The following is a 20980-nucleotide window of genomic DNA, read 5'->3' as shown; positions in this document are numbered from 1 at the left end:
CAGAAACTAAAATATATACAAACATAATTAATCCATGTTTCCATTTAACGTAAGAGTGTACGGAATATTGATCAATGAAAATCAAGAGGTATTGATCAGCGACGAAAGAACGGAAAATGTTTCATTTACCAAATTCCCTGGTGGGGGCTTAGAATACGGGGAAGGCTTATTGGATGCTTTGATCCGGGAGTATCAGGAAGAATGTGCTTTTGACATTGCTGTGGTTAAACATATTTACACCACAGACTTTTATGAGAAATCAAGTTTTAACGATAGCCAAATCATATCGATTTACTATCAGGTCAAGAATACCTCAGCTATTCAGATCAGAACGACTAACAAAGCCTTTGACTTCGATCCTGATCAGAAACCTGAAGATAATAAGCTTCAGTCTTTTCGATGGGTACCGATTGAATCGGTGTTAACGGAAGATTTGACCTTCAAAACAGATCAGATCGCCTGGGAAGAATTCTTAAAAACGGTCAAATAATAATAATTTTTCAATTTTCATCATTTTTATTTGTATTTAAAAAATAAAGACATATCTTTACGTAAACCAATGGAAATACTTGATTTTTTTAAAGTATTGACCTTAATAATTACATTTTATTATTTATTTGACATCTCGCATGTGACGAGGAATAAAAGTAGAGGAGCGTGGGATGAGACATACATTGGTTTATTGAATTTGTAAATTCCTAGTCCTATAGGTTTTTTAATAGTTAGTGTGATTTTATGGCGATACTCCCCGTATCGCCTTATTTATTTTACACTTTTTTCCAGCCCCTATTTGAATCCCATATAAGAAGCAAAACAAAGGTTTTTATGTAAAACATCAACATTTTTAAAGCCAACTTGTGTCAATAAGTTGAGTTGATAAATCAGCGATCTTGGTGTATCCTCGTGTTCAATATAGTCAAAAACATGATCACGGTACTGTTCATCCTTCAGGCTAGTTAAGTATTCACCATATTTTTCTCTATAAATTAATTTTTGAAGCTGTTCATTATTTTGCTCAATCAAATCAAAAATCCACACACTTCCCCCGGTTCTCAATAAGCGGAACAGCTTGCCAAACGCATTTTCCCAATCTTTATCATCTCGAAGATGATGTAAAACGGATGTTGCGATGATGACATCAAATTTGTCTTCTTCCAAAGCAGCAGTACGAAAGTCGCCTTTAATCAAATGAATTTCTCCGTTGGTCAATTTTCCAACGCGTTCCTTTGCCCTATTTAACATGGGCTGGCTCAGGTCCAACAGACTAACATTTGGATTAGACTCCAATTTTTGCAATAGTTTTACGTCGTAATTGCCAGCCCCACATCCAATGTCCAATATATTTTGAGCGTTTGGATAAAGACTGACAATGGCATCCGTAATAAGCTCCATATTCCATACCGCATCCAATGTGGTTGCTTGACCTGTTTCTAAATTTGAGAACCGTTCGACATCATTGTCAAACCGTGTTTCAATCTCCTGTAGTGTAGCTTTGTTCATCTCTAAATTGTCTATGCTCTAAAGTTCAGATAGATTCCCCCTACAGCTGTATCTTACAGTCCGTCGGGCATTTCATCCATTAATTTTTAATAATTTAAAGGTAGGACTAACTGGAATTCATTAAAAATATTTATTTTGTCATCAATTCATACCAAAAAAGTATCGATGGAAATCCGACATCTCATTTATTTCAAAACAGTAGCCGAAGAGCTTCATTTTGGCCGAGCAGCAGAACGCTTATTTATGTCCCAGCCCCCATTAAGCCGGCAGATTAAAGATCTAGAAGACGAATTGGGTGTTATTCTTTTCTTCCGGACCAACAAACGTGTCGAGCTAACTGAAGCAGGTAAATACTTTTTGGAGGAAGTGTTAGAGATTCTGCAGAACATAGAGCACAGCAAAACGATCACCAAACAGATTCACAACAATATCTCCGGAGAATTCAAACTAGGCTATATCAGTTCAACACCAAAAAAGATGCTTGCTACAGTATTGAAGCAAATTCAACAAAAGTTTCCATACTTAAGGGTTAGTCTTTTTGAAACTTCGACACAGAAGCAAAAGCTGGCGTTGGAAAATGGAAAATTGGATCTAGGCATCATGCGCGCTCCAATTTATTCAAATGAATTGCTGACCACTCCTCTTTTCGAAGACCCTATGGTGATTGTAGGTCCTTCACAGGTGGAATTTAATGCGATCAACTTTTTTAATGAAAGTTTCATTTCTTTCAATCAGAAATACGCCTCCGAATATCACCGGCTTGTTATTAACACCTGTAATCGCATGGGCTTCGAACCTAAGATTGTACACCAGAGCAATTCGATGTCTTCCATCCTTGAGTTGGTAGCACAGGGGTTGGGCCTGGCAGTCGTCCCCTATTCCACCATCAAACAATACCCGCATTTAAACCTAAAAATCATGAAGCTTGAAGATATGGATAGCAAAACAGAAGTGATCCTGGTCTCTAATATAAAAAGTAAAAACAGTGCATTAGGCGAATTTATAGCCTGTATCCAGAAAGAGTATATTGATTTCAATGCGTCCTAAAGGGGCATCTATTGAAATTCCAGCATAAAAAAAGGAGTCAGCATGTTGCTGACTCCTTTTTTTTGGATCGAAGAGCAATATTACCTCTTCTCGAATTTATACGCTAGCGTTGCCATAAAACTACGCGGTGGAATCGGATTCACACTATAGTTTTCATGGATATAATAATTAAACGCGTTGGTAATATTGGATAATTTACCCAAAATACTCCAGTTTTTATAAGCATAACCAGCGGAGAAATCTATGGTCGTAAATGGACTAACAGAGATCAGACGATTGAGGCCATCGCGTACATTGATCTTAGTATTATTCCAACCTGCATTACGTCGACCTGTATAAAATGCGGAAAAACCTAATTTCAGTCCTTTAACTGTCCCATTTTGAATGGTATAAAACACGGTCCCATTAGCCGTATGTGCTGTGGTTCCTACCAGACGTACATTTTCTTCGTTCCCAGAAATTTCAGTCACTTTCTCCTTACCATCAACGATGGTTGTATAACTTGAAATCGGATTGGTTTCGGTATAACGCATATAATTGTAGGAATAACCTGCAATTACATTCAGTCCTGGGAGTAAGGTTCCAGTAACATCAACTTCCAATCCGCTTGAAGCCGTCTTTCCAGAAAATTCTTTCATATTTGCATCGCTATTGCTTGTTCCATTCGGAAGCACCAATAACTGTTGGGCAAAGCGATTGTTGTTAATTCTATACCAAGCAACATTTGCGGATAACCTACCGTTGAAAAAGTCATTTTTCACACCGGCCTCATACTGATCGATGATAGAGGGAGCCATCGGTTGGTAATTCACATCATATCCCGAATTCGATGTAAAGTTATTTGCATAAGTGACATAGACACTTGATGAGCGGATCGGCTGATAGATCAATCCAAATTTAGGCGACCATGCTTTATCCACTTTTGCTCCAATCGGATTTTTTTGACCATCTAGATTAATAATCTCTTCCGATTGATTCGTCGCATAAGTATACTTTTCCGAATTAGGTGTACGCTGATACGTGTAGCGAATACCAGCCAACACTTTAAATTGTTCAGTAACTTCTATTAGGTCCTGAAAAAATACGCCATAACGAAAGATATCCGTCGTTGTTTTGGTCAATAAATCCGCTTGTGGCATATCTGTCCGAAGTCCATTTCCCGAAGCCAAATGCTGCGCAGTTTGCGAGGGATTAAAGACATAAATAGAATCGTATACACCGCCCACATTTTTAGATGCATCAATTTTATAGGCATACGCATTTGAATGCGACTGATCGGCATCTGCTCCCACCAAGATCTTATGCTTGATCGCCCCTGTTTTTACAGTTCCTGTTAGATTCAATTGCTGATTGGCTGTAAACTCATTTGATTTGGATCGGGTTAAATTCCGTGGAGCAATTCCATTTTTATTCGCTTGAATCCGATCTGATCCATAGTAATCACGATCGTAGGTTTGGTAACTTGCTATTGCGTTTAAATTCCATGAATCATTAAACTTATGGTTCAAATTGATCTGCCCGTTTGAGGTATTTGTTCTGTTGAAAGCAAAAGGCACATTCATAAAAGTGTTTCTTCCAACTTCATTATTCAACTTACCATCCACGGTCCCCATTCCAAAGTCCGGCGTAAAATCACTTTTTAAGTAATCGAATGTAAAGTTGAGATCAGTTTTATCGGATATTTTATATAAAACAGAAGGATTTACATATGTACGTTTTGATGTGACCTGATCCCTAAAGCTACCCGCTTTTTCATAAGTTCCGATAACCCGGAATGCAACTTTATTGGAGATTGGACCATACACATCTACTGTTGGTTTATAAAAGTCATAACTTCCTACACGCATTGACGCTTCGCCTCCATAATAAAATTTAGGCTTTTTCGTCACTAGGTTTACAACGGCCCCACCAGATACACCGCCATACAACAAAGCAGAACTTCCTTTTAAAATCTCGACAGATTCTAAGGTGCTCGCCTCAATCGAACCTCCATTATTGGTTCGCGCGCCATTCTTAAATATATTATTTCCGCCTAAGCTATAGCCCCTTGCGTAAAAATTTTCGTTGACCCCACCACGGTTCGCTCCCATCGCGACACCGTTTGCATTTTTTAGCGCGTCGCTCAGGCGATTAACCTGTTGATCCGCAATTACCTGTTCGTTTATAATTTGTACACTCTGCGGCAAATCCCGGTCAATAATCCCTGCTTTACCCACATTCACTGTTTTGCTGTTGTGCGAGTTGTAGCCCACGACTTCCACTTGTTCCAATTGAGATTCAGAAATATTCAAAGCAACATTCACGGCCATCGCCTTTCCATTTTTAACCTCTATAGTACGCTCCTCGACTCCATTTCCGATACTTTTGATCCGAATAGTATAGGTTCCATCCGGAAGATTAGAGAAATGGAAGCTTCCATCACCTGAAGTCGAAGTAGACCTACCTAAAGAAACTATGGTTACTGTAGCCGATTCAATTGGTGCACCATCTTTGGTTTTAACACGGCCATGTATCCCCTTACTTTGCGCCGATGCATCCAAATGAATTGCTCCTACCAATCCTAGACTTAAAACAAGTCCTAGAAAAGTTCTTTTCATGTTAATAAATTGTGAGTTCGTAAAAATTATTTGTCGGCGCAAACATACGATATAATTTTATTGTTTAGAATAGTTTTAAATAAAAATAGTTTATTAAGCTAATAAAGCATGATTGAGCTGTATAGCAACTATGATATGCTGCACGGATTCATTGTAACTATTTCTATTATTCATCAGTATTTCCTTACATTTATACCAGAACTAACATCCCAACTAATCAATCCAATGAGAAAGTATAAGCTCCTACTCGCCGTCTTTATTTTTCTATTCGTTCCCACAGTTTTGCTGGGCCAGCACACACAGGTTGATCATGATCTTACAGAAATTATGCGTCGGTATAATGCCGTAGGGCTCAGTGTGGTCGTCATCAAAAACAATAAAATTGAGTATCACAAAAATTATGGTTACAAAAACTTGGAAACCAAAACGCCTCTCGGAGAAAATGACCTCTTTCGGATTGCTTCGATTTCAAAGTCATTCACCGCAACATCATTGATGCAATTAATAGCGGATGGCCGATGCAAACTCGACGACGACTTCGGGGATTTGATAGGTTTCCCAATCAGAAATCCGAATTTTCCAGGCAAAAAAATCACCGTCCGGATGATCCTTTCCCATACCTCCAGTATCAATGATAAAAACGGTTACTTCAACCTAGATGTCATCAATCCATCCAAGAACCCCAATTGGAAAGATTCCTACAATCTTTATGAACCCGGCACACAATACCAATATTGTAATCTCAATTTTAATATGGCAGGAGCTGTTCTGGAGAAACTGACCAATACACGCGTCGACAGCTATATTGTTAACCATATCCTCAAACCGCTCAACCTATATGGTGGTTATTGTATCGACTCTTTGGACCAAAGAAGATTTGTTCCTTTATATTCCTTTGATGCTAAAGGTACACCGCATGAAGAACCCAGTGCCTATAATCCACGTCGGGAGGAACTCAATCAGTACATCTTGGGCTATAGCACTCCTGTGCTCTCTCCGACAGGTGGAATGAAAATATCTGCCTTAGATTTAGCTAAATACATGATGATGCATATGAATTACGGCCATAGTAAGGGAAAAAACATCATCGATAAAAAGTATGCGAAGATTATGCAAACCGCTGTAAATAAGGAATCGGGCTATGGATTAGCTATGATGAATAATTCTAAAATTATACCGGGGATTACTTTGACAGGCCATACGGGTTCGGCTTACGGGCTTTATAGTGCACTATTTTTCAACCCTGCAAAGAAATATGGCTTTATTGTCATTACAAACGGCTGCAATATTCCCGACAGCGATGACTTCAACCCTTTGCTTGAAGACTGCATTAGCGCCCTGTACGATGCTTACATTGAATAGGCAACGGCTTACATCAAATAGGCAAAAGTTTAATAAATAAACGAAAGCCAAACCCATCAAATAGAGCCTTGTCCCGGTTTATGGCAAAACCAGGAGCCTTCGGATCAACTGGACAATAACAAAGTAAAAAAGCTGCAGATTTTGCAGCTTTTTTACTTTGTTATTTTTACTATTTCTTGTTTTCCACCCAGTTTACAATAGCAGGGTCCAGCGGATTCGTCGCAGAACGGAAACGATGGACAAGTTTGCCGTTCTCATCAATCAAAAACTTTTCAAAGTTCCATTTGATATCACCTTTAAAATCTGGGTTCTCCTGAGCGGTCAAATATTTAAACAAGGGTGAAATTTGATCTCCTTTTACATCGACCTTTTCGGCCATTAAAAAATCAACACCATAATTTTGTTCACAAAACTCTTGAATCTGCGCATTTGAACCCGGTTCCTGTTGTCCAAAATTATTTGCCGGAAAGCCAATAATAACGAGCTTATTGCCATAGGTCTTGTGCAATTCCTCCAGATCTTTGTACTGTTTTGTAAAACCACATTTCGAGGCTGTATTCACGATCAATATTTTCTTCCCCTTGAAATCGGACATTTTCACTTCTTGCCCTTCAAGTGTCGTAAACTTAAAATCATAAAAGTTGGGATTGCCAAATAACATTGACATATACACCATAATAGTTGCAATAATCATATTTAATTATTTTAAAGACTTAACAATGAATTACTTTCTCTTTCCAATACCGCATCAAAAAGCTCGTTGATAGGAGATTTTAAAATGGTCCCTACCTGTATCTGATGTGCTTCACAGACTTCCCGCAAGATTAAATCAAAACTATACGCAATAGAACCCACAAAGTGACATGCATATTTATTATAGTCGGGATAGGTCAAAATTGAAGCTTGAACAAATTCTTCAAATCCACTCTTTACCAGATCTATAATATAGGGATGGGTAATATTATCGGACATGAACGGCGCAAAAGATGCTAAGAAAGCATTTGGACGTTCTTTTTGATAAACATTTTTGATGACAATCTCTTTATTGATTCTGTATTTGTTCGCAAATTTTTCGTTCAGATCTTTCGGCATACGGCCATAAAGAAAAAGCCTGACCAGGTTTTTTCCAAAATATGCCCCCGACCCCTCATCACCTAATACGTAGCCATTTCCATTATGTGAGGGCATAAGCTCCTCCCCGTCAAAAAAACTCAAATCAGACCCCGTCCCCAATGTCGCTACATAACCTTTTTTATTACCACAGGTCGCTAAGGCACTACCAAAAAGATCGTTCTCAACAGAAATGTAAGCGTTTTCGAATAAGGGTGTCAATGCATTTGAAACCATTTCCCGACGATCGGGCGTAATGCATCCCGCACCAAAAAAATACAACTCAGTAACTTCATCGGCATAGGGAATAATTTCGGGTATTTCCTTAATAACACGTGTGATTTCCTTTTCATTCACAAAAAAAGGATTAAGTCCATTTGTACTGAATGAGATAGGCGCACTATCTGGCAATTCCAACTTCCAATCCGACTTTGAAGAGCCGCTATCAACAACTAAGATCATACAAATTCTTGATTATTTTCCCCCTATAAACTACTGTATCAAACTTAGCAAAAATTCTGATAAAAAACAGATTTTTTGCTTCATCTCCCCAGCCCAATTAAAACCGTCGTTTTATCCAAAGCAGCAATTTTGCCATCGAATTATACCTCATTTCTTAAATAAATTTATGTATATTGGAGGATACTATCAGCTGCTTCCTGTCATCATTCTTTTCTACTAAAAGAATGATGACAGGAAGCAGCTGATTCATAATTGTAGAACCAACAATCTTTTTTTTTGTTTGGTTAAGCGTACGATACTTGTAATTTTGTAAGCTCATACTAAAATCATCTTTCATGGACAGTGACCCTTTCAACATACCCGAAATACATTTTGAGGTATCATTTTCAGAAGCACAAGCTCATTACATCGAAGTAAAAATGAGCATCACAAAGCTCAACCAGCCTTATGTCGATCTAAAAATGCCAGTTTGGTCTCCTGGATCTTATTTAATTCGTGAATATGCTAAAAATGTAGAACGATTTCGATCATTTGACAAAACAGGAAATACGATTTCCTATCAGAAAATTTCAAAAAATACCTGGCGAATACCCACAGAATCTTTGGATCAAATCGAAGTAATCTACGCTGTATACGGTTTTGAAGTTTCTGTGCGTACCAACTTTTTCGATAGTGATCATGCTTTTATTGTGCCTACGGCAACTTTCTTTCATATCGATGGCCGTATAGACAGTCCTTCAACAGTCAGCATAGCACTAAAAGATTCTTGGGCAAGTATATCAACAGGACTCGAACAAATTGAAGAACATAAGTTTTATGCACCAAATTTTGACGTATTATACGATACGCCCATCGAAGCGGGTAACCAAGATGTCTGGAAATTCCAAGCTGCCGGTGTCGAGCATGAATGCGCCATGGTCGGAGGTGGTAGTTATGATAAAGACCGTCTGACGAAAGATATCACACGTATCGTCGAAGAGGAAACCCGCATCTGGGGTTCGAACCCCAATGAGCGATATGTCATTATTACCCACAATTACCAATCTGGAGGTGGAGGCCTAGAACATCTCAATTCAACAGTATTGGGAGCGTCGAGGAATGCGTATTTAAATGAGACAAGCTACAAAAACTATTTGAGTCTCGTTGCACATGAATATTTTCACTTATGGAATGTCAAGCGCTTACGTCCAAAAGCATTAGGACCGTTTAATTACGATGGCGAGAACTATACCACAGGCCTCTGGATCATGGAAGGATTCACTTCATATTATGATAATTTAATTATTAAACGCTGTGGATTTTATGATGAAAAAGAGTACCTCGCTTTGCTAGCTAACGATTTCAATATTGTACTGAACCGACCGGGTCATGCGATACAGTCTGCCGCAGCCTCAAGTTTCGATACCTGGATTAAATATTATAGGCCTGATGAAAATTCGATGAATTCAGGAATTTCCTATTACAACAAGGGGGCAATGCTGACAGCATTGTTGGATATTAAAATTATCGCTGCTACAGAAGGTCGACTAAAATTGGATGATGTTATCCGTGAGGCTTATGAGGAGTTCTACCTAAAACTTGATCGCGGATTTGAAGAAAATGAATTGAGAAGCCTTGCTGAACGCATCGCAGGCACGTCGTTAGACGACATTTTCAATGCTGCCCATCAGGACGGAGAACTGGATTATAACGATTATTTTAATCTCGTTGGTTACGAAATTGTGGATACCAATATTGATAACAACACATTGACATTCGGCATTACGACCAACAAAGTGGATGGGTTAATTTCGGTAGCAACAGTGGAAAAAGGCTCTGGTGCGTATGGCGCCGGATTGAATGTAAAAGACGAACTGATTGCAATTAATAATAACAGGCTCGACGTGAAAGACAAGGAAATTGATTTCATTGTTCAACATGCTAAAGAGGGGGAAACATTAAACTTCCTGGTGGCACGAGATGGTTTAGTGCGTGAAATACCTGTTCAGATCAGAAAGAGCAATAAAAAGATATATGAAATCCGTCCGCTCAAAGAACAAACCTTTTTACAGGAATTGCTGGGTAAAATCTGGATGGCATAACACGAAAGTACTAGTATTAAAATTAAAAAAGAATAGCGGGAGATCCCGCTATTCTTTTTTAAAATTTATATCTTACCGAAAAACCGATCGGATCAAATAATTTGATACTGGATTCGTTTAGAAAATCGAAATAAGGTTTTACATCCAATGAGATCTGAAATGGAGCTTGGGGAATATTATATTCAATACCAACAATACCGTCGATACTTAAATTGAGTTGTGAGTCAAACGAATGACGTTGACCATCTATAATTTTATCTTTCTCTTTATAAGAGCCTACGCTACCACCGAAACCATAATACCAATTGAATCCTCCAGTCAATGGTTTATAGATTTCATATAAACCAACAACGCGGAAACGGCGGAAATCAGAATTGCTCTGAATGCTCATGATAGCCTCCAATGCATGGTCCGAGTTAAGCGTATGACGATATGTAATTCCCTGAGCAGACCCAAAACGTCCACCAATAGCACCCTTATTGTCCAACTGAGCCATAGCTCTATTGGATAATGCTCCAAACATCAGCATTCCACCGACAGCCAAAAATATTTTTCTCATAAAAATCGTACGCTTTTTTGCTTTACATTTTTTTCAAACATAGATAAATTGCTTTTTATATGCAATATAATTGCAGTGCACATAAAAACTATTTACCAGAACTTCCCCTATGAAGGACCTTTTCAATAGAGTAAATATCCACTACAGCTATAACGAAACAATGTTTAATTTGTTATGACAATAATCCCGAATTATCCAACTTTATTTCTGTATATTTAGATCAATACAGCATGTAGTAGTAACCAAATAAACTCAAGTGATATGGGCAGAATTTTTGACTTTATAACCTTATATAAAGAAAAATACGCAAAGGACATCATGGTGGCAGGTCGAGATGGAAACGGCCAGTGGAAAACGTATTCTACCAGAGAGTACACCGACGCGATTGACACCTTAAGCAGGGCGTTACTGAAACTAGGCCTCAAAAAAGGTGATCGGGTCGGAATCATGTCCGGCAACCGTCCCGAATGGAATTTAGTTGATTTTGCCTGCAATCAAATCGGTCTCGCAACTGTTCCCCTCTATCCCACATTATCTGCACAGGATCTTTCATTTATCGTGAATGACTCGGATGTCAATGTACTCTTTGTCAGCAACAGCGAATTGACAAACCGTATTGAACAAGCGATCAGGGAGCACGGTATACACCCACAACTGTATACTTTTGATGCCATTGAAAATTATACCCAGCTAAAAACATTCATCGAAACAGCAAAAGATGACTCAACTGATCTAGCTCCGCTTCGTGATGCAGTCACAGAAGATGATCTGCTAACCTTAATTTACACTTCAGGTACCACAGGACGCCCTAAAGGCGTATACTTGTCCCACAAAAATGTATACAGCAACGTCTTGGCCTGCAATCATCTCATCCGATCAGATTTCAAAACGGCGCTAAGCTTTCTTCCGCTATGCCATATCTTTGAACGCATGGTAGTATATATGTACTATTCGAAAGGAATTCAGATTTATTTTTCGGAAACCTTAGACAATGTCGTTGCCGATATCAACGATGTCAAACCGGATGTCTTCACCACAGTACCGCGTGTACTGGAAAAAGTATACGATAAGATTATTGAAAAAGGGAAAGCCTTAACGGGATTAAAAAAGAAAATTTTCTTCTGGGCTGTTGATCTCGGCCTGAAATTTCAAGAACCTGAACGAAATGGACCGCTTTACAATCTCAAACTTGCGATTGCTAGAAAACTCATATTTTCCAAATGGCAAGAAGCTCTTGGCGGAAATATTAAAATTATCGTGTCAGGTGGCGCTGCCCTTCAAGAACGTTTAGCGCGTGTATTCTGGGCTGCTGGACTTAAAGTGCTCGAAGGTTATGGATTAACTGAAACCTCCCCCGTAATTGCGGTAAACTCCTACCTACCCAATGGATTGAAATTTGGGACAGTAGGGAAACCCCTCAAAAACTTAGAAGTTAAAATTGCTTCAGATGGCGAAATCCTTGTCAAAGGTCCTAGTATCACGACTGGCTATTATAAAAATGAAGAAGCCACGAAAGAGGCTTTTGACGATCATGGATTCTTCAAAACAGGCGACATCGGAGAAATAACATCCGATGGTTTCCTTAAAATCACCGATCGAAAAAAGGAAATGTTTAAGACGGCAGGTGGTAAATATATTGCCCCCCAATCCATTGAAAACAAACTCATGGAATCTACCTTAATCGGACAAGTCATGGTTTTCGGAGAAAATAGAAAATTTCCTGGAGCCTTGATTGTTCCTGCATTTGATGTGCTGTCAAAATGGGCAAGCCAAAAAGGTATTTCCAGTGGTTCAAACGAAGAAATCATCAAAAATCCAGAAGTAATCCAAAAATATCAGGAAGAAATTAACCGATTATCTACTAACTTTGGGCATTGGGAAATTGTCAAGAAATTTATCCTTCTTCCAAAGGAATGGACAATCAACGACGGTCAATTGACACCAAAATTGAGTTTAAAACGAAAAATTATTTTAAAAGAGAACGAAGCCGTAATCGACAAATTGTATCAGGAACAAAACCAAGAATAGCAATTTGCACGATTATTGGGGCTGATCATCTTATTATGAAGCACGTTACACTACGAGATTTATTTACACTCGCCTACTGGAAAAACATTTGGCATGTCTTAGTTGATGCCTTTAATGGATTCAATGATGACAAATGTATGAAGAAGAGTGCTTCATTGGCTTACTATACTGTCTTCTCCATCGGCCCACTTCTTATGATTGTGATCTGGTGTATCGGCTTCTTCTACGGAGAACATCTTCAGAGTGGATCTTCGGCGCAGGATCAGGTGTTGGAGGAAGTCATGGTTCTTTTTGGACAGGATGTAACAACGCAGATCCAGTCCTATCTTCAAAAGATAACTTTCGAGAATAAATCTAATATGGGGATCACGATAGGCATTGTTACATTGATTCTCTCCTCTACGACCTTATTCGTTGATATACAAGACTCCATAAACAATATCTGGAAAGTAAAACCGAAACCCAAAAAAGGCTGGTTAAAATTGATCATCAATAGATTGATTTCTTTTTCCATCGTGATCGCCTTGGGCTTTTTACTAATTGCTTCACTCATGATCAATGGAGTTATCGTTGCCGTGACCAATTTAGTTATGACCTATTTTCCCTTTATTCCCATTGCGCTTATCTCGTGGGTAAATACAGGCATCACTTTCTCGGTCATTGTCATTTTATTTGGCTTTATCTTTTCTTTCCTTCCCGATGCCAAAGTAAAATTCAGAGACATGCTCGGGGGAGCCATTTTTACAGGTTTACTTTTCATGTTAGGCCGGTACGGCATTTCAATCTATCTGAATCTCTCTTCCACAGCCAGCTTTTATGGAGCCGCAGGATCGATAATTGTCATGTTATTATGGATCTACTATTCGGCTGCGATATTGTATTTTGGGGCAGAATTCACCAAGTTTTATGCCATTAAATTTGGCGCGGGCATTGTGCCTTCCACATTTGCGGTAGCGGTTGAACAGACGGAAAAAGTTAAAAAAACAGGAAGCGACGCCGAAGCACATGTTGGAGACACCATTCAGGTCTTAAAACAATAAATTTATTTTTTGTCTTTTTTACCACTGATGGAACCGTCTATACCGATGACGTCAATGACTTTGTCTCCAATCTGCGTGATATCGGATTTTAACCCGATCATGACGGTAAAAATATTAACAGGCCTATCCTGTATCTTCCTAAAATTATGGAGATAACCAAGTTCGAGCCCTAAAAAGAAGCCATTAAATTTGTAATCTGCGCCAGCCCCCAATTTACTGGAAAAATTCAGATGATTTTTATTCTCCATCTTGACGAGCTTTTGATCTGCCAGCACACGCGCTCTCGGCTCACTCGCCAGACCAACGCCAGGCCCAGCAAAACCGTAGATATTCAGTCTACGCATCTGTTTCCTAATCCCGCCCGAGAATGAAAAAGTATAGAAATTCGTATTGGCATCTTCTATGCGGTATTCGAAATCGGGATCAATTAAGGGTTGTTTGTACTTAAATGAAAGTGTATAAAGCGTGGGGGATACAAAAAACATTGAATTTTTCAGGGATATATCTAAACCAATACTACCCGAAAACTTTGGCGAAAGTATATCTTTGGTTTTCCCGATCGGAAAACCCATTCCGGTTGTACCCCAATAGTAAACTTTTCGATAATGTATCGTATCAACGCCGCCCTGAGCCCGTATAGAGCTCCAACACAAAGAAAGAAGGAGAAAAGTAAAAAAGAATTGTTTCATTTAAATGCGTTCAATATTGAATAACAACAATATTAAACGCATTTTGTTCAAAAAATCGTCCGACTATAGATAACTTTTTGATTGCGGCCCTTGGTTGAACAACAAATCGATAATACTCAAATCTGGGTAAAATCCATTTTTATCAGAGAAAACCTGATAATATTCTTTTGGATCAGGCCATATACTTTCTTTTTTGGGATGTATAAGGTTGCGGAAATCGATCGCTTCTAACGGCTCGGCCACATACGCTTCTGTAAACCCTATTGTTCGTTTAAGTTTGATTGATTTTAGAATAAGCTCCAGCTGTGCCACATTAAAATCGACGAGATAGTCATATTTACCTTCGTAAAACCGTATAAAATCATCCTCATAATACTCAAAATATGCAGAACTCCGGTAAGCGGTCTGTATACTTAACCAGTGTAAACGTTGCCAGTTAAATTCATAACTTATCCGAATATCTTTCATGGGAACTCGTTCTTTATTGCCATGTTGAATGGGTACGATCAAATCCTGCACACCATTTGCTGAAGCAATGCGTGCCCGCGTACGATAGCTCTGCTTTTGAAAATGCTCGTATTTCTCGATGAACAAAGGAAGATTATGCTCTTGTATTGTATGAAAATAAGATATTGGTGGAAGATAACATGCCGGAAGTAATAACTGCGATTCCATAAAAACTGATGATTTTTGTTATAAGTGACGCAAAAATAACTTAAATTAAGGATATTTGTAAAGAACACTGGGAATTTTAGCTATAGCATGAAACAAAAAGCGTTAAACGCATTAATCTATATCATCTCTCTTCTCCCCTATTGGTTTCTATATTTGATCTCCGATGGGCTTTATTACATACTCTACTATATGATTGGATATAGGAAGAATATTGTATTTCAAAACTTAAAGAATGCTTTTCCAGAAAAAACGGATAAAGAACGCCTGGTTATCGCCAAAAAGTTTTACCGTTTTTTCCCGGATCTCCTTGTCGAATCGATCAAATTGAAAACGATTACGGCTGAGGAAGTCAAGAAAAAGATGACTTTGGAAGATGTAGAAGAATTGACGAGACACCTCGAGGCAGGCAAAAACGTAATCGGGGTGACTTCACATTATGCCAATTGGGAGCTTGGTATTCACCGTTTGAGTTTAATCACAAACTTCCCTACACTGATAGTATACAAACCACTCAACAACAAAGACATTGACACGGTGTACAATGACATGCGGGGACGGTTTGGCGCCGAAATGGTACCAATGAAACAAATACTCCGTCATATCGTCAAGTTGAAGGGCCAGCCCAATATCAGTATACTCGTTGCGGATCAAACACCGCTGTATTCGGATTCCGATTATTTTATTAATTGGCTAAATCAGGAAACATTGGTCTATACAGGAGCCGAAAGACTTTCTAGAATAAGTAAAGCACCTGTGGTCTATTGTTATATCGGAAGAAAGCCCAAAAGAGGGCAGTATTTCTGTAAATTCGTTACTTTAATCGAAGATCCAAGTGGCTTTGGCGAGCATGAAATTACCGATATACACAATCAATTTGCTGAACAGCTTATTCGTGAAAACCCAGAATATTGGTTATGGTCACATAATCGCTGGAAAAGAAAACGTAGAAAATGAGTAAATTACCCAAAGTAGCTGTCGTTATCCTCAATTGGAATGGTCGATTTTTCCTGGAAAAATTTTTGCCATCCGTATATAATAGTTCGTATCCGAATGTCGAATTTGTCATTGGAGACAATGCCTCCGATGATGATTCAATTTCATTTGTGAAACAGTACTATCCGACGATTACTATACTTGAAAATGATAAAAACTATGGCTTCGCAGGAGGTTATAACAAAATACTGCAGCGTGTAGATGCTGATTACTATGTACTCCTGAATTCGGATGTCGAAGTGAGCCAAAACTGGATTGAACCAGTGATTGAGTACTTGGAAAGAAACCCTTCCCTGGCAGCAGCACAGCCAAAAATACGCTCATTTCATGACAAGCAGAAGTTCGAACATGCCGGAGCCGCCGGTGGCTATCTGGATTACTTTGGCTTTCCATTCTGCAAAGGGAGAATCCTACATGACGTAGAAGATGATGCGGGACAGTACGATAAGGAATCTGAGATCTTTTGGGCATCTGGAGCTGCGCTTTTTATTCGCTCAAAAGCCTGGAAGGAAGCAGATGGCCTTGATGAAGATTTCTTTGCTCATATGGAGGAAATCGACCTGTGTTGGCGATTAAAGAAAATGGGCTACGGCATAGGTTATTGCCCTAAATCTGTTGTTTATCATGTTGGTGGAGGAACCCTCAATGCAAGTAATCCCAAAAAGACTTACCTCAATTTTAGGAATAATATGGTCATGCTGCAAAAAAACCTTCCGTTAGGCAAAGCCATATGGATTATTTTCATCAGGCTTTGGTTTGACTTTGCTGCCCTTGCTAAGTTTCTGATCGACAGAAAACCTAAGGATGCTTGGGCAATCAGTCGTGCGCATCAGTATTTCTTCTTGAATATTTTCAAAAATGCTAAAAAACGAAAAAAATACAAGGCGAAAGAAAATACAAAAGGGCATTACAGAAAATCAATTATCATTGATTTTTACACAAATAACAAACATAAATTTTCACAGCTAAATCCAGAGGATTTTAAATAGCATATTATTTTCCCAAAACACAAAATGCAGAAAACCGCATTTTAAAAATAAAGCAGTCATTACAACAAGATTCTTTATTTATTTTATTTAAACGTACTTTTTATTTGTAATTTTGCAAAATGTTGGTGATGGATATTGAAAAAAAGATAAAAGACTTAACGGCAGAGCTCAACCATTATAACTATCAATACTATGTATTGGCGAACAGTGTTATTTCGGACTACGACTTCGACCTCAAATTAAAGGAACTCGAAGCGCTGGAAGCTCAATATCCCAACTTTGCCGACCCCAACTCCCCTACACAGCGTATTGGTGGAGACATTACCTCCCGATTTCAAACGGAAAAACACCGCTGGCCAATGCTTTCATTGGGCAACACATACAATCAGGAGGAATTACTTGACTTCGACCAGCGGATCCGCAAAATCATCGGCGATCAGTTCGAGTATGTTTGTGAATTAAAATTTGACGGTTTATCCATCAGCTTGACTTATGAAAATGGCTTACTAAGTAAAGCCGTTACACGCGGGGATGGTACACAAGGCGATGTTGTCACCAACAACGTTAAAACGATTCGTTCTATCCCGATCAAACTCAAAGAAGGAGATTATCCAGATCAATTCGAAATACGAGGTGAAATATTTATGCATAAATCAGCTTTTCTCCGCCTGAATAAGGAACGAGCCGATAATGAGGAGCAAACCTATGCCAACCCAAGAAATTTCGCTTCTGGAACCATCAAACTCCAAGATTCTGCTGAAGTTGCCAAGCGCCCATTGGACTGTTTCCTTTACTTTTTGTACTGCGACAACAGAACAAATCTATTTCACGATCATTGGAATAGCTTAAACCATGTCAAAGACTGGGGATTCCACGTCAGCGAGCATAGCAGAAAATGCAGCACATTAACCGATGTTTTTGCATTTATTGACTATTGGGATGTCGAACGTCACAACCTAGGATATGAAATTGATGGAATCGTTATTAAAGTAAATGATTACGCACAACAGGAAGAGCTTGGCTTTACGGCCAAAAATCCACGTTGGGCAATATCCTATAAATTCAAAGCCGAGCGTGTAGAAACCATTCTTAACTCGATTAGTTATCAAGTTGGACGTACCGGCGCTGTTACACCTGTTGCCAATCTTCAACCTGTACAGCTGGCAGGCACAACCGTAAAACGCGCTTCCTTACACAATGCAAATGAAATCGCACGTCTCGACCTACACGAAGATGACACTGTTTTTGTGGAAAAAGGGGGCGAAATTATCCCTAAAATAATTGGGGTAAACCTCGACAAAAGGTTATCGGGATCGACAAGTTTTGTCTACCCGACTTCCTGTCCGGAATGTGGCACAGTACTTATACGGCAAGAAGGGGAAGCAGTACACTACTGCCCGAATGAAACTGGATGTCCGCCGCAAATTGTTGGCAAAATGCAACATTTTATCGGAAGAAAAATGATGGATATCGAAGGAATGGGAGATGAGACCGTGGATACTTTCTTCAAGAAAGGTTTGCTACACAACATCGTTGACATCTATGGCCTGAAAGACCATCAAGATGACCTACAACAACTGGAACGTTTCGGTCAAAAATCAATCGATAACATGCTCAATGGCATTGAAAAATCCAAAGAAAAACCCTTTGAAAAAGTTTTGTTTTCGCTTGGAATACGTCATGTCGGCGAGACAATTGCAAAAAAATTGGCGCAGCATTTCAAAAATATTGATGCGCTAGCCCAAGCCTCAACAGAAGAAATCGAAGGAGTACAAGATATTGGACGCCGTATCGCGGAGAGCGTCAAAGAATACTTAGACAATCCAATTCATCAACAACAGATTTTTGCACTGCGGAATTATGGCTTAAATTTCGAAATTGAGGAAAAGGAGATTATCCTGGCGAGCAATTCACTTGAAGGGAAAACTTTTCTGATTTCCGGTGTATTTGCAGAACATTCACGTGAAGAGCTGGCAGCTGTAATTGAAAGCAATGGCGGAAAGATGTTATCTTCCATTTCTGCCAAACTAAGCTATCTCGTGGCAGGAGATAAAATGGGACCGTCCAAACTAGCGAAGGCTGAAAAATTGGGTATCCCGATGATTAATGATCAAGAACTATTTGAACTCATTAATCCCAAGTAAGTTTTTTTAATTAAATTTATATAAATACAAAAACAAGATGAACGAGCTTCACGGCGCAGGAGTAGCATTAGTCACTCCTTTTAACTCAGATGAATCTGTTGATTTCGAAGCATTAGGTCAGCTAATTGACTTGCAAATCAACGAAGGTATGGATTATTTGGTTTCTTTAGGTACAACTGGAGAAGTTGCCACTTTAACCAATGATGAACGAAAGCGCATCTGGGATTTTACTGTCAAGCGCGTGAACGGTAGACTACCCTTGGTTGCTGGAATTGGTGGAAATAATACAGCCGAAATTGTGGAGCAAATTAAAAACTTTGATCCAACAGGTTTTTGCGCAATTCTATCGGTATCTCCTTACTACAACAAACCAACACAAGAAGGCATTTACCAGCATTATAAGGCTGTTGCAAGCGCCTCTCCACTTCCGGTTATTTTATACAATGTACCTGGACGTACGGGTAGCAATATAACAGCACAGACAACATTGCGACTGGCCAATGATTTTTCGAATATCGTAGCCATCAAAGAAGCTTCCGGCAATTTTGCACAATTCAGCGAAATTCTACGGGATAAACCAGCAGAATTTCTATTGATTTCCGGAGACGATCCGGTTACCTTGCCGATGATGTCGCTTGGCGCTGCTGGTATCATTTCAGTGATCGGAAATGCGTTACCGAAAAAGGTAGCCACATTAGCGAAGTTATGTGCTGAAGGCAATTATGCCGAAGCTAGATCAATCCACAATGAACTTCTTAACATCACAGATCTATGTTTTATTGAAGGAAACCCAGCTGGTGTAAAATACATTCTGCAGGAATTGGGGATTGGAAAAGATCAATTAAGGCTTCCTTTAGTGCCTGTTAGCGAAAAAATCCAGGCAGCTATCAAAGAAGAATTAAAGAAATTGAACTAAGATATAGTCGAATTCGTTTGAGAAAAAGTTTAGATCCCAGGAAAGGGTCTAAACTTTTTTATTTCAAAGCATTGCAACATAACAATATAATAACTACCTTTGCACTTCCACAAAAGTGGAATTTTAAATAACAAAATTAATTAACAAAATGCAACAGTACGAATCTGTAATCGTTCTTACCCCGTTGCTTTCTGATGATGCTGCGAAAGAAGTAATCGCAAAATTCAAAAACATCTTAACAGAAGGCGGAGCCGAGATTGTCGCTGAAGACAATTGGGGTTTGAAAAAATTAGCGTATCCAATCCAGAAAAAAACTACTGGATTTTATCACTTAACTGAATTCAAGGCTCCAGGTGAATTAATCAATAAATTAGAGGTTGAATACAAACGTGATGAGCGCATTATGCGTTTCTTGACTGTAAGCTTAGACAAACATGCCAAAGCATACAACGAGAAAAAACGTAGCGGTGCATTCAACAAAAAAGCTGAAACTAAAACTGAGGAGGGCGCAAACTAATGGCTAACGAAAATATCCAATACGTAACTGCTCCTAAAGTAGAGGACAACCGTAAAAAATACTGTCGTTTCAAAAAGAATGGTATCAAATATATCGATTATAAAGATGCTAACTTCTTGATGAAATTTGTAAATGATCAAGGTAAAATCTTACCTCGTCGTTTAACTGGTACATCTTTGAAATTTCAACGTAAAGTAGCTCAAGCTGTTAAACGTGCTCGTCACATCGGCTTATTACCTTACTTAGCTGATGCAATTAAATAAGGAGGACG

At 38.9% G+C, this 20980-nt stretch carries 19 protein-coding genes; 12 read left to right on the top strand and 7 right to left on the bottom strand.

Annotated features, from left to right (window positions below; all coding sequences use genetic code 11):
- The first annotated feature begins 34 nt into the window (after positions 1-34).
- Positions 35-490, top strand: a complete 456-nt coding sequence (locus BGP15_RS21050; RefSeq protein ID WP_286770683.1) for an NUDIX domain-containing protein — start codon at positions 35-37, stop codon at positions 488-490.
- Positions 491-786: 296 nt separating this feature from the next.
- Here the strand turns inward: BGP15_RS21050 and BGP15_RS21045 are convergent, their stop codons facing one another.
- Positions 787-1500, bottom strand: coding sequence for a class I SAM-dependent methyltransferase (locus BGP15_RS21045; protein ID WP_046671831.1), 714 nt, complete (start codon positions 1498-1500; stop codon positions 787-789).
- A 165-nt stretch (positions 1501-1665) separates the two neighbouring features.
- On the opposite strand from BGP15_RS21045, the gene BGP15_RS21040 reads away from it, so the two are divergent.
- The gene (locus BGP15_RS21040; protein WP_070566027.1) at positions 1666-2547 is read left to right on the top strand and encodes a LysR family transcriptional regulator; all 882 of its coding nucleotides are present in this window, start codon (positions 1666-1668) and stop codon (positions 2545-2547) included.
- 80 nt (positions 2548-2627) lie between these two features.
- Here the strand turns inward: BGP15_RS21040 and BGP15_RS21035 are convergent, their stop codons facing one another.
- Complete coding sequence (locus BGP15_RS21035) at positions 2628-5144, bottom strand: TonB-dependent receptor (RefSeq protein ID WP_115046824.1); 2517 nt, start codon at positions 5142-5144, stop codon at positions 2628-2630.
- A 108-nt stretch (positions 5145-5252) separates the two neighbouring features.
- Between BGP15_RS21035 and BGP15_RS21030 the strand changes: the two genes are divergently transcribed.
- Positions 5253-6506, top strand: a complete 1254-nt coding sequence (locus BGP15_RS21030) for a serine hydrolase domain-containing protein (RefSeq protein ID WP_286770682.1) — start codon at positions 5253-5255, stop codon at positions 6504-6506.
- Positions 6507-6675: 169 nt separating this feature from the next.
- Here BGP15_RS21030 and BGP15_RS21025 read toward each other — a convergent pair whose 3' ends face one another.
- Both BGP15_RS21025 and BGP15_RS21020 read right to left on the bottom strand, forming a co-directional pair.
- Positions 6676-7200, bottom strand: coding sequence for a glutathione peroxidase (locus BGP15_RS21025; RefSeq protein ID WP_070566033.1), 525 nt, complete (start codon positions 7198-7200; stop codon positions 6676-6678).
- A gap of 11 nt (positions 7201-7211) precedes the next feature.
- A complete protein-coding gene (locus BGP15_RS21020; RefSeq protein ID WP_070566035.1) occupies positions 7212-8078 on the bottom strand; it encodes an N-acetylglucosamine kinase in 867 nt (288 codons plus the stop codon).
- A gap of 335 nt (positions 8079-8413) precedes the next feature.
- Here BGP15_RS21020 and BGP15_RS21015 point away from each other — a divergent pair, with 335 nt between their 5' ends.
- Complete coding sequence (locus BGP15_RS21015; protein ID WP_286770681.1) at positions 8414-10159, top strand: M61 family metallopeptidase; 1746 nt, start codon at positions 8414-8416, stop codon at positions 10157-10159.
- Between the two features lie 58 nt (positions 10160-10217).
- On the opposite strand, the gene BGP15_RS21010 is transcribed toward BGP15_RS21015, so the two are convergent.
- Positions 10218-10718: a hypothetical protein gene (locus BGP15_RS21010; protein ID WP_070566042.1), complete on the bottom strand. Its 501-nt coding sequence runs from the start codon at positions 10716-10718 to the stop codon at positions 10218-10220.
- A 261-nt stretch (positions 10719-10979) separates the two neighbouring features.
- On the opposite strand from BGP15_RS21010, the gene BGP15_RS21005 reads away from it, so the two are divergent.
- A complete protein-coding gene (locus tag BGP15_RS21005) occupies positions 10980-12746 on the top strand; it encodes an AMP-dependent synthetase/ligase (RefSeq protein ID WP_286770680.1) in 1767 nt (588 codons plus the stop codon).
- Positions 12747-12781: 35 nt separating this feature from the next.
- Entirely contained in the window at positions 12782-13786 is a 1005-nt protein-coding gene (locus BGP15_RS21000; protein ID WP_070566046.1) for a YihY/virulence factor BrkB family protein, read from the top strand.
- A gap of 2 nt (positions 13787-13788) precedes the next feature.
- On the opposite strand, the gene BGP15_RS20995 is transcribed toward BGP15_RS21000, so the two are convergent.
- Together BGP15_RS20995 and BGP15_RS20990 are read right to left on the bottom strand one after the other, a co-directional pair.
- Positions 13789-14475 (bottom strand): hypothetical protein, encoded by a 687-nt coding sequence (locus BGP15_RS20995; protein ID WP_070566050.1) that lies wholly within the window; start codon positions 14473-14475, stop codon positions 13789-13791.
- A gap of 63 nt (positions 14476-14538) precedes the next feature.
- On the bottom strand, positions 14539-15150 hold the full coding sequence (locus BGP15_RS20990) for a WbqC family protein (RefSeq protein WP_070566052.1): 612 nt from the start codon (positions 15148-15150) through the stop codon (positions 14539-14541).
- An 87-nt stretch (positions 15151-15237) separates the two neighbouring features.
- Here BGP15_RS20990 and BGP15_RS20985 point away from each other — a divergent pair, with 87 nt between their 5' ends.
- The 6 genes from BGP15_RS20985 (at position 15238) to rpsR (ending at position 20972) form a co-directional block, all read left to right on the top strand.
- On the top strand, positions 15238-16104 hold the full coding sequence (locus BGP15_RS20985) for a lysophospholipid acyltransferase family protein (RefSeq protein ID WP_046671746.1): 867 nt from the start codon (positions 15238-15240) through the stop codon (positions 16102-16104).
- Positions 16101-17132, top strand: coding sequence for a glycosyltransferase family 2 protein (locus BGP15_RS20980; RefSeq protein ID WP_286770679.1), 1032 nt, complete (start codon positions 16101-16103; stop codon positions 17130-17132). Before BGP15_RS20985 ends, BGP15_RS20980 begins: the two co-directional genes overlap by 4 nt.
- A 119-nt stretch (positions 17133-17251) precedes the next feature.
- Complete coding sequence (gene ligA, locus BGP15_RS20975) at positions 17252-19276, top strand: NAD-dependent DNA ligase LigA (RefSeq protein ID WP_286770678.1); 2025 nt, start codon at positions 17252-17254, stop codon at positions 19274-19276.
- A gap of 37 nt (positions 19277-19313) precedes the next feature.
- Complete coding sequence (gene dapA, locus BGP15_RS20970) at positions 19314-20192, top strand: 4-hydroxy-tetrahydrodipicolinate synthase (protein ID WP_046671749.1); 879 nt, start codon at positions 19314-19316, stop codon at positions 20190-20192.
- A 148-nt stretch (positions 20193-20340) separates the two neighbouring features.
- Positions 20341-20709 (top strand): 30S ribosomal protein S6, encoded by a 369-nt coding sequence (rpsF, locus tag BGP15_RS20965; protein WP_046671750.1) that lies wholly within the window; start codon positions 20341-20343, stop codon positions 20707-20709.
- The gene (gene rpsR, locus BGP15_RS20960; RefSeq protein ID WP_028071347.1) at positions 20709-20972 is read left to right on the top strand and encodes a 30S ribosomal protein S18; all 264 of its coding nucleotides are present in this window, start codon (positions 20709-20711) and stop codon (positions 20970-20972) included. The genes rpsF and rpsR overlap by 1 nt, the downstream gene beginning before the upstream one ends.
- The last annotated feature ends 8 nt before the right edge of the window (positions 20973-20980 follow it).

Origin of the sequence: Sphingobacterium sp. 40-24 (genome assembly GCF_001899705.1) — a bacterium.
Classification (GTDB): Bacteria; Bacteroidota; Bacteroidia; order Sphingobacteriales; family Sphingobacteriaceae; genus Sphingobacterium; species Sphingobacterium multivorum.
Note: the sequence above shows the minus strand (reverse complement) of the source record. Positions and strands in the feature narration are given on the sequence as shown.